The sequence below is a fragment of the Erwinia sp. 1181_3 genome, from assembly GCF_052824965.1.
In genome coordinates this window covers 460175-474896 of sequence record NZ_VTDE01000002.1, presented here as the reverse complement: position 1 = coordinate 474896, position 14722 = coordinate 460175, and the positions used below count along the sequence as shown (strand labels likewise).

At 53.2% G+C, this 14722-nt stretch carries 12 protein-coding genes; 3 read left to right on the top strand and 9 right to left on the bottom strand.

Going from position 1 to position 14722, the window contains the following annotated elements; translation table 11 throughout:
- Positions 1–134: 134 nt before the first annotated feature.
- From ompC to pncB, 3 genes are all read right to left on the bottom strand, one after another.
- Positions 135–1244 carry a porin OmpC gene (gene ompC / locus FY046_RS06600; RefSeq protein WP_320443519.1) on the bottom strand — a complete coding sequence of 370 codons (1110 nt, stop codon included), beginning with the start codon at positions 1242–1244 and terminating at the stop codon, positions 135–137.
- Between the two features lie 300 nt (positions 1245–1544).
- Positions 1545–2945, bottom strand: a complete 1401-nt coding sequence (gene asnS, locus FY046_RS06595) for an asparagine--tRNA ligase (protein ID WP_133841019.1) — start codon at positions 2943–2945, stop codon at positions 1545–1547.
- 226 nt (positions 2946–3171) lie between these two features.
- On the bottom strand, positions 3172–4377 hold the full coding sequence (gene pncB, locus FY046_RS06590; RefSeq protein WP_446185892.1) for a nicotinate phosphoribosyltransferase: 1206 nt from the start codon (positions 4375–4377) through the stop codon (positions 3172–3174).
- A 264-nt stretch (positions 4378–4641) separates the two neighbouring features.
- Here pncB and pepN point away from each other — a divergent pair, with 264 nt between their 5' ends.
- Positions 4642–7257 (top strand): aminopeptidase N, encoded by a 2616-nt coding sequence (gene pepN / locus FY046_RS06585; protein ID WP_446185891.1) that lies wholly within the window; start codon positions 4642–4644, stop codon positions 7255–7257.
- Positions 7258–7314: 57 nt separating this feature from the next.
- Here the strand turns inward: pepN and ssuB are convergent, their stop codons facing one another.
- Genes ssuB through ssuE form a run of 5 tightly spaced genes read right to left on the bottom strand, consistent with a single transcriptional unit; the run spans position 7315 to position 11587 of the window.
- Positions 7315–8103, bottom strand: a complete 789-nt coding sequence (gene ssuB / locus FY046_RS06580; RefSeq protein ID WP_133841016.1) for an aliphatic sulfonates ABC transporter ATP-binding protein — start codon at positions 8101–8103, stop codon at positions 7315–7317.
- Positions 8100–8891, bottom strand: a complete 792-nt coding sequence (gene ssuC / locus FY046_RS06575; protein WP_133841015.1) for an aliphatic sulfonate ABC transporter permease SsuC — start codon at positions 8889–8891, stop codon at positions 8100–8102. Before ssuC ends, ssuB begins: the two co-directional genes overlap by 4 nt.
- A 9-nt stretch (positions 8892–8900) precedes the next feature.
- Positions 8901–10046 (bottom strand): FMNH2-dependent alkanesulfonate monooxygenase, encoded by a 1146-nt coding sequence (gene ssuD, locus FY046_RS06570; protein WP_446185890.1) that lies wholly within the window; start codon positions 10044–10046, stop codon positions 8901–8903.
- 15 nt (positions 10047–10061) lie between these two features.
- Positions 10062–11021, bottom strand: coding sequence for an aliphatic sulfonate ABC transporter substrate-binding protein (locus FY046_RS06565; RefSeq protein WP_446185889.1), 960 nt, complete (start codon positions 11019–11021; stop codon positions 10062–10064).
- A gap of 14 nt (positions 11022–11035) precedes the next feature.
- A complete protein-coding gene (ssuE, locus tag FY046_RS06560) occupies positions 11036–11587 on the bottom strand; it encodes an NADPH-dependent FMN reductase (protein ID WP_133841012.1) in 552 nt (183 codons plus the stop codon).
- 257 nt (positions 11588–11844) lie between these two features.
- Here ssuE and pyrD point away from each other — a divergent pair, with 257 nt between their 5' ends.
- Both pyrD and FY046_RS06550 read left to right on the top strand, forming a co-directional pair.
- Positions 11845–12855: a quinone-dependent dihydroorotate dehydrogenase gene (pyrD, locus tag FY046_RS06555; RefSeq protein WP_133841011.1), complete on the top strand. Its 1011-nt coding sequence runs from the start codon at positions 11845–11847 to the stop codon at positions 12853–12855.
- A gap of 184 nt (positions 12856–13039) precedes the next feature.
- Positions 13040–13585: a cell division protein ZapC gene (locus tag FY046_RS06550; protein ID WP_446185888.1), complete on the top strand. Its 546-nt coding sequence runs from the start codon at positions 13040–13042 to the stop codon at positions 13583–13585.
- Between the two features lie 16 nt (positions 13586–13601).
- On the opposite strand, the gene FY046_RS06545 is transcribed toward FY046_RS06550, so the two are convergent.
- A complete protein-coding gene (locus FY046_RS06545; RefSeq protein WP_133841009.1) occupies positions 13602–14711 on the bottom strand; it encodes a YcbX family protein in 1110 nt (369 codons plus the stop codon).
- Between the last annotated feature and the right edge of the window lie 11 nt (positions 14712–14722).

Genomic DNA, 14722 nt, shown 5'->3' with positions numbered 1-14722 from the left:
AAGTGGCAAATTACCAACCGTTTGCATCAAAAAAACAGCAGAAAGCGAGTGGGGAAGGGAGAAAAACAAAAAAGGGGCCGAAGCCCCTTTTTGATGCACTTTTAATCGCGACCGGAGTCGCGATTAAATGGCAATTAGAACTGGTACACCAGGCCAACACCAACGGTGTTGTCAGTGTTCACACCCAGAAGGCGGGTTTCATCAGTTGCGTCAACCAAGTTGATTTTGTAATCAACATAGGTGGACATGTTTTTGTTGAAGTAGTAGTAAGAGCCTACAGAAATATATTTGTACAGGTCTACGTCGCCGACACCACCTTCGATATCTTTCGCTTTATCCTGTACGTATGCCAGGGATGGACGCAGGCCGAAATCAAACTGGTACTGTGCCACAGCTTCGAATTTCTGCTCTTTATTCACTGCACCGTCAGCTACAGTAACGCCATTCACTTTGGCGGTGACCCAGGTAGAGTTACGGGTTTCACCGTACATGGCTGCGAGGTAAACGTTGTTCGCGTCATATTTAACCGCAGTAGACCATGCTTCAGCTGACTTGCTGCCATTGCCGAAGAATGCAGCCTGCTGGCCATTGGTACGGTCAGACTTGGTGTAAGCTGCAGTTACTGCTACGCCCACTGGAGAGGTGTAGGTTACAGAAGAACCCCAGCCGTCACCATTCGCGTCACCGGCATCACGGCCGTCAGCGCTGTCTTCATTTTTGCCCTGGTATTGCAGAGCGAAGTCCAGACCGTCAACCAGACCGAAGAAGTTACTGTTACGGTAAGTTGCCAGACCGTTAGAACGACCAACCATGAAGTTGTCAGAGATACCGGTGTCGCCACCGAATACTGGCAGCACGTCGGTCCATGCCAGTGGATCGTAGCCTACACCGTAGTTACGGCCGTAGTCGAATGAACCGAACTCACCGAATTTCAGACCGGCGAAGCCAACGCGAGTTTTAGAGCCTTCGGTGCCCTGGTTTTCTGCAACGTTAGCCTGGATGTTGTATTCCCACTGGCCGTAACCGGTCAGCTGGTCGTTAATCTGAGTTTCACCTTTGAAACCGAAACGAACATAAGATGCATCACCGTCAGCACCGTTGCTGTTAGTGAAAGTGTGACGCGCATCAACTTTACCGTACAGGTCCAGTTTGTTGCCATCTTTGTTATAGATTTCTGCTGCGTTAGCGGCACCAGCAGCCAACAGTGCTGGGATCACTACTGCAAGAATGTTGCGCTTCATCATTTTGTTATTACCCTCATTGGAGTTATTTGGACACCTGCCACTGCCGTCAATAATTCTTTACAGAACCAAGATGAGAGTTTGGTGTCTTCCTGTGTCTGCACGCATCTTTCCATTCGCAGCCTGGTTAATCTAGCCCGAAAATGCTACTAATCTCTTATTCTGGTAACAAAGAGAAAATATGTATTACAAAATGTAAAATTTACGGAACTTTGTGAACCAACTCTAAATTTACAAAAATAAAAAAAGGCCAGCGAGGCTGACCTTAGTATATATATGAATTTCTTATATTTAATGCAGAAATCAGAACGTCGCGTTGCGTGGGGTACGTGGGAAGGCGATAACATCCCTTACATTTTGTACACCGGTGACATAGGCGATTAATCGTTCGAAACCTAATCCGAAACCTGAATGTGGGACCGTACCGTAACGACGCAGGTCGCGGTACCACCAGTAATCTTCTTTATTCAGGCCCATTTCGGCCAGACGCGCATCCAGCACATCCAGACGCTCTTCACGCTGAGAACCACCAATGATTTCACCAATTCCTGGTGCCAGAACATCCATCGCGGCAACGGTTTTGCCATCGTCGTTCAAACGCATATAGAAAGCTTTGATATCTTTCGGGTAGTTCTTCACCACCACCGGTGCTTTAAAGTGTTTCTCTGCCAGATAACGTTCGTGCTCAGAGGAGAGATCAATACCCCAGGAGACGGCGTTTTCAAACGTCTGACCTGACGCCAGCAGGATCTCGACAGCTTCGGTGTAATCCACCTGCGCGAAATCGGTAGTCACAAAACGCTCGAGGCGCGAAATGGCATCTTTGTCTACGCGCTCGGCGAAGAAGGCCATATCATCAGCGCGCTCTTCAAGTACCGCTTTAAACGCGTACTTCAGCATGGCTTCTGCCAGGGCAGCGTTATCTTCCAGGTTGGCGAAGGCCATTTCCGGCTCCAGCATCCAGAATTCCGCCAGGTGACGGCTGGTGTGGGAGTTTTCCGCACGGAAGGTTGGGCCAAAGGTGTAGATTTTGGAAATCGCGCTGGCATAGGTCTCGCCATTAAGCTGACCTGATACGGTCAGAAACGCTTCTTTGCCGAAGAAATCTTCGTCGTAATTAACTTTACCTTCCGGCGTGCGCGGCAGATTTTCCAGATCGAGCGTCGATACACGGAACATTTCGCCCGCGCCTTCGGTATCGGACGCGGTAATCAGCGGCGTGGACACCCAGAAGAAGCCCTGCTCATCGAAGAAACGGTGCAGTGCCTGTGCCAGCGTATGGCGCACACGGGCGACGGCGCCAATCAGATTGGTACGCGGGCGCAAGTGGGCCACTTCACGCAGATATTCAATGCTGTGGCGCTTAGCGGCCATTGGGTAAGTATCCGGGTCATCAACCCAGCCGATGACTTCCACGTGGGTGGCCTGAATTTCAAAACTCTGACCTTCACCCGGAGATTCAACCACTTTGCCGGTAATAACCACCGAACAGCCGGTAGTCAGGCGCAATACTTCTTCCTGATAATTATTCAGAGAATTATTAACGACAGCCTGAACGGGATTAAAGCAGGAACCGTCATAAACGGCGATAAAGGAAATACCGGCTTTTGAATCTCTTCGTGTACGCACCCAACCACGTACGGTGACTTCGCTGTCAACCGCGACCCGGCCGTGCAGTACATCCGCTACAGGCACAACGCTCATATAAGTCTCTCACTATTAATCTGAATGAATTACCCCGAATTTAGGGTCTTGCTATGTTACTTGCCGGGCGATGATAAACAAGCGAAATTCCGGCAATAAAGGCAGATTTCTTTAGAATAAGAGGGAATCAGGGGCCGACACGTGTGCCGACCCCTGAGGTATTCCTATAAATTAAGACAGGCATAAAGCGGAGTGGCCGACCTTCTGTTTCGGTCGGCCAGTGATGCTAGCTGGCTTTTTTGACCAGCGGCAGGTCGAAGGCTTTGCGCAGGGCGCGAACAAAGGCTTTATCCTGGCAAATGGTTTTACCCGGACTGTCCGACAGTTTAGCAACGGGTTTGCCGTTACACTCCACCAGCTTAATCACGATATTAAGCGGTTTAACCTGAGGAATATCGCAGGTCAGGCGGGTACCAATGCCGAAAATAACATTAATACGCTGACCGAAATGGCGGTAAAGCTCCACCGCTTTTTCCAGATCGAGGTTATCAGAAAATACCAGCGTTTTACTTAGCGGGTCGATACCCAGCTGTTGATAATGTGCGATGGCTTTTTCACCCCATTCCAGCGGATCGCCAGAGTCGTGGCGCAGTCCTTGATAAGCGCTGGCAAACTCAAGGCCGAAATCACGCAGGAAGGCATCCATAGTAATACAGTCTGTCAGGGCAATACCTAACTGGTCCGGGTACTCTTCAAGCCAGGATTGCAGTGCGGCGCGCTGGCAGTTAGCCAGCACCGGGCTAAGCTGCTGGTGGGCCTGGAACCACTCGTGTGCCTGGGTGCCCACCGGCATGATATCCAGCTGACGTGCCATCTCGTAATTACTGGAGCCAACCAGCCACGGGAAATCCTGTTTCAGCGTACTGACGATCGCCAGCTGAACATCGTGTGAGAAACGGCGACGCGTGCCGAAATCCATCAAACGAAAACGCGACATATCGAGATCGGCGGTCAGCGCTTTAAACTGTGCCAGTTTACTCTTCAACTGACTCACAGCCATTTCCGGCGTGACCTGCGGTGAACGATGGCGATGCACCACTTCGCTGATCAGCGCCAGCAGCGGCACTTCCCACATGATCACTTCACGCCACGGCCCACTGATGCGGATATCCAGTTTTCCCTGGTGATTGCGCACGCGAACCTGAGCGGGGTCATAGCGGTAACTGCGCAGCCAGTTGAGGTAATCCGGGGTGAAAAAAGGCAGGCCAGAGAGATAAGTGAATTCATCTTCGGTCAGCGTTAATGCGGACATGGTTTCGATTTGTTGCTGTATTTCATCAACATAAATACCCAGCATGTCGTCACCCCGGCAGCGAAACTCGGCGGCCACAGTCACATCGTAATAACGATGGAATACCGCCTGCTGCATATGGAGTTTGTAGGCATCGGTATCGAACAGCGTAGTCAAAATCGGGGAAGCGTGTCGTGTCATGGTGCGTTTCAGCATCCTCTGGCGAAGAGCGTTATCCCTGGTTCAAATGAAGAAAAAGTCGCAGGAGTATAACCCGAATAGATATTTAGTGAACCCAATCACAGCACAATTCAGGCTGAGAGGTCGAGGTAAATACGTGCGATTGTTAATGAAATGTCTTCTTTTATGGCAAAGGCCGCAATTGGCAGTGATTCAACGTGGCAACCTGGTGATAACAGGAATAGACTTGAAAAGGTTAACTAATTATCGACGTGAGAAGGACTTATGACGCAACTGCCACAAGCCAAAAATCGCCATGATTATCGTGCGCCTGACTACACTATTAACGACATCGATTTGACGTTTAATCTTGATGCCAGTACCACCCAGGTCACCGCCGTCAGCCAGATTAAACGGTTGGGAGCCAGTGGCGCCGAACTGCGCCTTGACGGCGAAGACCTGACGCTGATCTCGTTACATGTCGACGATCAGCCCTGGCCGCACTATCGGCAGGAAGAAGGGGCACTGGTGTTACAACAGCTGCCTGAGTCCTTCACGTTAAAAATCGTCAATGACATTCATCCGGATAAAAACACCGCGCTTGAAGGTCTGTACAAATCAGGCGAAGCACTATGTACCCAGTGTGAAGCGGAAGGTTTCCGCCATATTACCTGGTATCTCGACCGTCCCGACGTGCTGGCGCGTTTTACCACCACCATTATTGCAGAGCAGAAGCACTATCCCTTCCTGCTTTCAAATGGTAATCGCGTTGATGCCGGGCATATGGAAGATGGCCGCCACTGGGTTAAGTGGCAGGATCCATTCCCGAAACCTTGTTACCTGTTTGCCGTGGTGGCCGGTGATTTCGACGTGCTGCGCGACAGCTTCACCACCCGTTCCGGCCGTGATGTCGCGTTGGAAATCTTCGTTGATCGGGGCAACCTTGACCGTGCTGACTGGGCGATGACCTCGCTGAAAAACAGTATGAAGTGGGATGAAGAGCGTTTCGGCCTGGAGTACGATCTCGATATCTTTATGATTGTCGCCGTCGACTTCTTCAATATGGGGGCGATGGAGAATAAAGGGCTGAATGTCTTTAACTCCAAATACGTGCTGGCCAAAGCGGAAACCGCCACCGATAAAGACTATCTCGGGATTGAGGCGGTTATCGGTCATGAATACTTCCACAACTGGACCGGTAACCGCGTCACCTGCCGCGACTGGTTCCAGCTCAGTTTGAAAGAGGGACTGACGGTGTTCCGCGATCAGGAGTTCAGTTCTGACCTCGGTTCGCGTGCGGTCAACCGCATTGATAACGTGCGTGTGATGCGCGGTTCACAGTTTGCTGAAGATGCCAGCCCGATGGCGCACCCGATCCGCCCTGAGCAGGTGATCGAGATGAACAACTTCTACACCCTGACGGTGTATGAGAAGGGGTCTGAAGTGATCCGCATGTTGCACACCTTGCTTGGCGAAGAAAACTTCCAGAAAGGCATGCAGCTCTACTTCGAGCGGCATGATGGCAGTGCAGCGACCTGTGATGACTTTGTTCAAGCGATGGAGGATGCTTCCAATGTTGACCTGTCACAGTTCCGCCGCTGGTACAGCCAGTCGGGTACGCCCGTGTTGTCCATCCGTGATGACTACAATCCTGAGCTGGAACAGTACACGTTGCACGTGACACAGATGACGCCGCCAACCGCCGATCAGAAAGAGAAGCTGCCGCTGCATATCCCGCTGGATATTGAGCTGTACGATGGGGAGGGGCAGGTCATTCCGTTACAGCACAATGGCCATCCGGTGCATCATGTACTCAATGTCACCGAGTCTTTCCAGACCTTCGTCTTTGATAAGGTTTACTTCCAGCCTGTGCCTTCCCTGCTGCGTGAATTCTCTGCGCCGGTGAAACTGGACTACAACTGGAGCGATGCGCAGTTAACCTTCCTGATGCAGCACGCACGCAATGATTTTGCCCGCTGGGATGCGGCACAAAGTCTGATGGCGAACTACATCAAAATTAACGTGGCCCGCCAGCAGCAGGGGCAACCGCTGTCGCTACCCTTGCACGTTGCGGATGCCTTCCGTGCGGTGTTGCTCTCTGAGTCCAGCGATCCTGCCCTGATGGCGTTGATACTGTCGCTGCCGGGTGAGAATGAGATTGCCGAGCTGTTCGACATCATTGACCCGCAGGCAAATGCTGTTGTGCGTGAGGCGCTGGTTCGCACGCTGGCAACCGAGCTGGAAGATGAGCTGCTGGCGGTGTATTACGCCAGCCAGACCCCGGAGTATCGCATTGAACACGCGGATATCGGCAAGCGGTCGTTGAAAAATGTCTGCCTGAGTTACCTGGCCTTTGCGGATGTGCCGCAAGCCGATAAGCTGGTCAGCGCACAGTATCACCATGCTAATAACATGACGGATACCGTGGCGGCTCTGTCGGCTGCCATGGCCGCACAGCTTCCTTGCCGTACGGCGCTGTTCGCTGATTTCGATGAGCGCTGGCATCAGGATGGTCTGGTCATGGATAAGTGGTTTGCCCTGCAGGCGACCAGTCCGGCAGCGGATGTGCTGGCACAGGTACGAGTACTGTTGAGCCACCGTTCGTTTACCCTGAGTAATCCGAACCGTATCCGCTCGTTGATTGGTGCATTCGCTTCGGCGAATCCGTCCGCATTCCATGCGGCAGACGGTAGCGGTTATCAGTTCCTGGTCGAAATCCTTAGCGATCTGAATACCCGTAACCCACAGGTCGCGGCACGCATGATTGAGCCGTTGATTCGTCTCAAGCGTTATGATGCAGGCCGTCAGGCGCTGATGCGCCAGGCTCTGGAGCAGTTGAAAGGGCTGGATAAGCTGTCAGGCGATCTGTTCGAGAAGATCACCAAGGCACTGAACGCCTGATAAAAGCGGTCAGTGATAAACAAAAAAATGGGCGATATCTTCGCCCATTTTTATTTTTTAGCCATGTGCATAATGGCGGTCCTGTTGGACGGGTGAACGTTTCATCACGCGGTCGAGCACTTCCGCTTCCAGTTCCGCCAGTTTGACCGAGCCTTTACGGCGTGGACGTGGCAGCTCAACCAGCAGGTCCAGTCCGATATTCCCTTCTTCAATCAGCAGAACCCGGTCAGCCATTGCTACCGCTTCACTGACATCATGGGTCACCAGCAACACGGTAAAGTGATGCTGTTGCCAAAGCGATTCAATCAGATCCTGCATCTCAATACGGGTTAAGGCATCCAGCGCACCGAGTGGCTCATCCAGCAGCAGCAAGCCCGGGCGATGAATCAGGGCTCGCGCCAATGCCACGCGTTGTTTTTGCCCGCCGGACAACGCAGCAGGCCACTCTTTGGCACGATCTGCCAGACCAACGGCATCCAGCGCCGCCAGCGCCTGTTCTTTCCAGGCTTTGCCTTTCAGGCCAAGGCCAACGTTATCGATCACGCTTTTCCACGGCAGCAGGCGCGCATCCTGGAACATCAGACGAATATCTTCCCGTGCTTCATTCAGTGATGCACTGCCGGCCAGCAGCTCGCCACTGCTGGCTTTCTCCAGCCCGGCCAGCAGTCGTAACAGGGTGCTTTTACCGCAGCCACTGCGGCCCACCACGGCGACAAACTGGCCCGAGGGAATATGCAGGTTGATGTTATTCAGTACTGTGCGCTGGTTATATTGCTTGCTGACACCATTGATCACCAGCGGCGTACCGGCATTAAGACGCGCCGGAGACGTGTTTAATTCGCTCATGCGTTTTCCTCTTTTAGTTGATACGCCGGATGCCAGCGCAGCCAGACACGCTCCAGCAGTTGAGCGCTGACGTCAGCCAGTTTGCCCAGCAGGGCATAAAGAATAATCGCCACCACCACCACATCGGTTTGCAAAAACTCGCGGGCATTCATGGCGAGGTAGCCGATGCCGGAGTTGGCTGAAATGGTTTCGGCAACGATCAGGGTCAGCCACATCAGGCCCAGCGCAAAACGCACGCCGACCATAATGGAGGGCAGGGCGCCAGGCAACACCACCTGGATAAACAGACTCCAGCCAGACAGACCATAACTGCGTGCCATCTCCACCAGCCCGCGATCGATATTACGGATACCATGGTAGGTATTCAGGTAAATCGGGAACAGCGTCCCCAGCGCAACCAGAAAGATTTTGGCCGATTCATCAATGCCGAACCACAGGATCACCAGCGGGATCAGCGCCAGATGGGGGACGTTGCGCAGCATTTGCACGGAGGTATCGAGCAGGCGCTCACCCAGACGTGACATTCCGGTGATTAACCCCAGTATCAGACCAATCGATCCACCGATGCTGAAACCAATCGCCGCACGCCAGCTGCTGATCGCCAGATGTTGCCATAGCTCACCGCTGGCAGACAGCTTCCAGAAGGTCACCACAATGGCTTCCGGTGACGGCAAAATGCGCGTTGAAAGCCAGCCCATTTGTGAGGCTAACTGCCATACCGCCACCAGCAGGATCGGCAGCGCCCAGGGCAGCAGGCCATTGCCGATACGATTAAGGGTCTTACTCATTCTCCACCTCTAACTTTGCGATACTTTTTGTGGGGCAAAATCATGCGCAACATGTTCCCCGTGCGCCTGAACGACCTGCGGTTGCGGGATCGAAGGGACATTAAGATCCAGATGTGGGAACAGCAGTTCGCCCACGCGATACGCTTCTTCCAGGTGCGGATAGCCGGAAAGAATAAAGGTCTCAATGCCGAGATCGGCATATTCCTGCATACGGGCTGCCACCGTCGGGCCATCGCCCACTAAAGCGGTTCCGGCACCGCCACGCACCAGGCCCACACCTGCCCACAGATTCGGGCTGATCTCAAGCTGGTCACGTTTGCCACCGTGCAGGGCAGCCATTCGCTGTTGGCCAACAGAATCTGTTTTCGCCAGTGCGGCCTGCGCTTTGGCAATGGTCGCATCATCAAGATGCGAGATCAGACGGTCAGCGGCCTGCCATGCCTCTTCATTGGTTTCACGCACAATCACATGCAGACGAATACCAAAAAGCACTTTACGCCCTAATGCGGCGGCTTTCGCCTGTACCTGAGCAATTTTTTCTTTGACCTGCTCAGGCGGTTCCCCCCAGGTCAGATAGACATCAACCTGTTCGGCAGCCAGATCCTGCGCGACATCAGACGACCCGCCAAACCACAGTGGCGGACGGGGCTGCTGAACCGGCTTAAACATCAGACGCGCGCCACGCACATGAACATGTTTCCCTTCGTAATCAACCGTCTCGCCTTCCAGCACGCGGCGCCATACGCGGGTAAACTCGGCAGACTCTGCATAGCGCTCACGGTGATCGAGGAACACGCCATCTCCCGCCAGCTCTTCCGCATCGCCACCGGTGACCAGATTAAACAGTGCGCGGCCGTTAGAGAGGCGGTCGAGCGTGGCTGCCTGACGGGCAGCCTGCGTGGGCGAGATCACGCCGGGGCGCAGTGCCACCAGGAAGCGCAGACGCTGGGTGACCGGGATCAGCGAGGCGGCAACCAGCCAGGCATCTTCACAGGAGCGGCCAGTCGGGATCAGCACGCCGCCAAATCCCAGGCGATCGGCAGCCTGCGCGATTTGTTGCAGGTAAGCATGATCCACCGGGCGTGCACCTTCGTTGGTACCCAAATATTTCCCATCACCGTGAGTGGGAAGAAACCAGAATACGGAGAGACTCATTATGTTATTCCTCAATCAATGGGTTGACGGGCCATACCAGATGCGGCTGGAAATATCGACTTTCACCGGCATCAGTTTGCTGGTGTAAAACAGATCGGCAGTTTGCTGCTGAGCCTTTGCTGTCTTCTCACTGACCAGGGTAATGGCGGTTGGCGGGCGATGATTGAAATAGGTTGAGATCACCGGTTTTGGCAGACCCATCGCCGTTGAAAGCAGGTCCACGCTCTGTTCACGATGGCTGCGCGTCAGGGCATCGGCCTGGCTGAAGGTGTCCAGTACCTGTTGCAGAAACACGCCATTCTTTTCGGTGAACGGGCGAGTTGCGAGGTAGAACGAGCCGGTCAGATTTAACGTGTCGCCATTTTTCAGTACGCGCACGCCGCCCTGCTGGATGGCCGCAGAGTAATAGGGATCCCAGATTGCCCAGGCGTCAACATCTCCCTGCTGGAAAGCGGCGCGGGCATCCGCAGGCGTCAGAAACGCAGGCTGAATATCATTGAAACCCAGTCCGGCCTCTTTTAATGCACGTAACAGCAGATTGTGGGAGCTTGAGCCCTTCTGGAAGGCCACTTTATGGCCCTTCAGGTCTGCCACGGTTTTCAACGGACTGTCTTCACGCACCAGAATCACTTCAGATCGTGGTTTTGGCGGTTCGGAACCGACATACAACAGATCCGCGCCAGCGGCCTGAGCGAAAATCGGCGGGATGTCGCCGGTGCTGCCAAGGTCAATGCTGTTGACGTTTAATGCTTCCAGCATCTGTGGCCCGGCAGGGAACTCTACCCATTTAATGGTGGTATGCGGGAAGCGCTTCTCCAGCAGCTGGTGGGATTTCGCCAGCACCATACTGACCGAGCCTTTTTGGTAACCAATACGGACCTGGTCGGGGGCCGGGATGGCGTCAGCAGCAATCGCCTGGCTGGCCAGCAGCCCGGTTATCAGCAGGGTGCTAAATATGCGAGCAAACAATGTCATAGACGGTCACCTTTTCAGACGGCAGCAGCCAGAGGTTGATGGCGGCGGGCAAGTGCATGCCAGAAGGTATCGATCGACTCTGCCAGCCGCTCAGCCAGAATCGGAGAGAGTTCAGGCGTCCGGTCGTAATGGCTGATCTGCGTATCGTCAGCGAATACCCCGTGCAGCACTTCCTGCGCTTTCAGTGCATTCAGAACGGGTTTCAGTGCGTAATCGACGGCCAGCAGATGGGCTACGGTGCCGCCTGTTGCCAGCGGTAACACCACTTTATGTTCCAGCGCACGTTCTGGCAGCAGGTCAAGCAGCGTTTTCAATGCCCCGGCAAACGATGCCTTATAGACAGGGGTTGCGACGATCAACCCGTCAGCCGATTCGAGGTCTTCCTTTAAGGCCAGCAGGGCGGGGGAATCGAAGCGGGCATACAATAAATCTTCGGGATTGAAGTTATGCAGATTCCACGGGATAACCTCGACGCCGCGTTTTTCCAGCGCATGCTGGCAAATGGTCAGTAGTGCGGTGGAGCGTGAAGGAAAACGGGGGCTTCCCGCCAGAGTAATAACGCGCATAACCTCTCCTTATAACCAAAAGTTATTGATAAACGAAATTCAAGAACCGATGGCTCATCCTGACAGAGCGCGTTTGGACGCTTAAATGATTTATCCGGCATATTTTTGCCAGTTTGCACATATAGCGCGGCATAACGGCCTTGATGAAGTAAAAAAACCGTCGATTCAGGCCCGCTTTTGCGCCAGGTCATTTCCCTTTACCCCATGAAACCCGGATAATACGACCCCGATTTTCCATCGGGACCTCAGGAGTGACCATGTATTACCCTTTCGTTCGTAAGGCGCTGTTTCAGCTCGATCCTGAGCGCGCGCATGACCTGACTTTGCAGCAGTTGAAGCGTATCTCCGGCACCCCGCTGATGGGTCTTATCCGTCAGTCGCTCCCTTTTAAGCCCGTAACCTGCATGGGACTGACCTTTAAGAATCCACTGGGCCTGGCCGCTGGCCTGGATAAAAACGGCGAATGCATTGATGCATTTGGTGCGATGGGGTTTGGTTCCATTGAAATTGGTACCGTGACGCCGCGCCCTCAGCCGGGCAATGATAAGCCGCGTATGTTCCGGATTGTGGCAGCGGAAGGGATCATCAACCGCATGGGCTTCAATAATATGGGCGTTGATAACCTGGTAGAGAATGTTAAAAAAGCCCATTTTGACGGTATCCTCGGCATTAATATTGGCAAGAATAAAGATACCCCGGTAGAGCAGGGTAAAGACGATTATTTAACCTGTATGGATAAGATTTATCCGTATGCCGGCTACATCGCCATCAATATCTCTTCACCTAACACCCCAGGCTTACGATCTTTACAATACGGCGAAGCGCTGGATGATTTGCTGGCGGCGATTAAAATCCGTCAAAACGATCTTCAACAGATCCATCATAAATATGTTCCTGTGGCGGTTAAGATCGCACCGGATCTTTCTGAAGAAGAATTGATCCAGGTGGCCGACAGTTTAGTGCGCCACAATATTGATGGCGTGATTGCGACCAATACCACCCTCGATCGTGAGCTGGTAAAAGGATTAAAGCACGCGGAAGAAGCGGGTGGGCTAAGTGGTCGTCCGGTACAGCTGCGCAGTACCGAAATCGTTCGCCGTCTGGCGCTGGAATTACAGGGGCGCATCCCAATTATTGGCGTTGGTGGGATTGATTCACTGGTTTCGGCGCGTGAAAAAATGACGGCGGGTGCTTCGCTGGTGCAAATATATTCTGGATTTATTTACAAAGGACCGCCTTTGATAAAAGAAATTGTGACTCATCTCTAGGTTAATTTAGCGTTAAATATGCCAGGGGCTTTATTTTCGCTGCTGTCTCGTTTATATTTTGTGCTGTTCAGACAATATTCAAATTTTACAGAGCGAGCTGAGAGCGTTAACGAAGCCTCTGGTTTCCGGAAAGGGAATATGCTTTTCCGGCTACTTGTAACTAAGTATTAATACAGGAACCATCATGAGGATAAAACCAGACGATAACTGGCGTTGGTTTTTCGACGAAGAACATGACCGGATGATGCTCGACCTGGCGGACGGTATGTTATTTCGTTCCCGCTTTCCGCGCAAAATGTTAACGCCTGATGCTTTTGATGTTTCCGGTTTCTGTGTTGATGATGCTGCACTGTTTTTCACCTTTGACGAACGCTGCCGTGATACGCAATTGAATGCCGATCAGCGAGCTGAGCTGGTGCTGAATGCGCTGGTGGCCACGCGTTTCCTGAAACCATTGATGCCTAAAAGCTGGCATTTTGACAGCTATATTCAGGGAAACTGGCGTCCGGCTGACGGTGAACTGGTCAACGTCAAGGTCTCTGACAGCGGTGAATCGGCAAGTCTGCTGGTGGTAGAGTCTGGTGACAGCGCCGCACTGTGCCTGCTGGCGCAGGTGCAGTTAACTGTGGCTGGTCGTGGAATGGTTTTGGGTGATGCAATTAAAATTATGCATGATCGCTTGCTTCCTCACGCCAGTGCAGATGGTATTCGCTTCGCACGCGCGGTGTAAGTCACCGCGCTTGCTATTAGCGCAGCACCACATCGCCCGCCGGAATACAGCTACAGCTTAATACGCTGCCGTCCTGACGTATCGCCCCTTTTTTCATCGCTTTCACTTCCCCACTGACCAGTGTGACTTTGCAACTTCCGCAGATACCTGAGCGGCAGGAATAAGGCACTTTAATGCCCTGAAGCTCCAGCTGTTCCAGCAATACCTGTTGATTGTTACCAGTAAAATGCTGGCCCTGCCAGTGGATGGTCACATCGCGGGCTGCAACGGTGGCAACCTCCAGCGTTTCTGTTACGCGTCCTGCACCGTAAGCGCGTGGCGTATGGCTGGTTAACACCTCAATTTTATCGCCCACGCGAACGACGCCGCTGCTGCGAGCCACCAGGTTAAGGCCAAAATCAATATCACCGCTTCCATCCAGCGCACTGCGAAACCCCTGTAAGGTATTCAGTGGCTCGCCGCCGGGATGTTTACGACCATATTGTGTGCTGACGGTGGTTAATACACAGCGGCTACAGGGTTTCGGCACATCGAAGATAATTTCCCCGATACGTAATGACGACCAGCTATCTTCCGCCCATGCACCCGCACCGCTAACCACCAGGTTGGGGCGAAACTGTTCCATTCTCACCCCCGCCGGACAACGTTGTTGCAGATCGTGCAAAGAGGCCTCATTGACCAGCAGAAACGGGTAACCGTCAGCAAATCCCAATGGGACCTCGTCAAAGCGTTTTACCCGGCGGGTCATCTCCGGGCCGACCCAGCGTAACTGCACCTGGCGCGGGAAAAAATCACTCAGCCATTGATTAATCGTGTCGGGAGCGATTAACGCGGTGAACTGGCTACCCCAGACTTCGGTTGGCGCGGGAGTCTTGAGGAAATCCTCAAAGCGCACGGTCGCACTGCTGCCATCCGGCGCGCTCAGGTGTAACCCGTCGACGATCAGCGCCGGGGTAAACAGCACCATTTCAGGATATTGCCGCGCGGTAATAAAGGTGCCATCGGGTTCGGTCAGCATAAAGATACGGTCGAAGGCCAGACCGCTGTTCAGCGCCTGCGCATGGGAAACCTGCATCCCTCGCATTGATTTAACCGGATGAACAAATAAACGAGACAGACTGATCATGGCGATTCTCC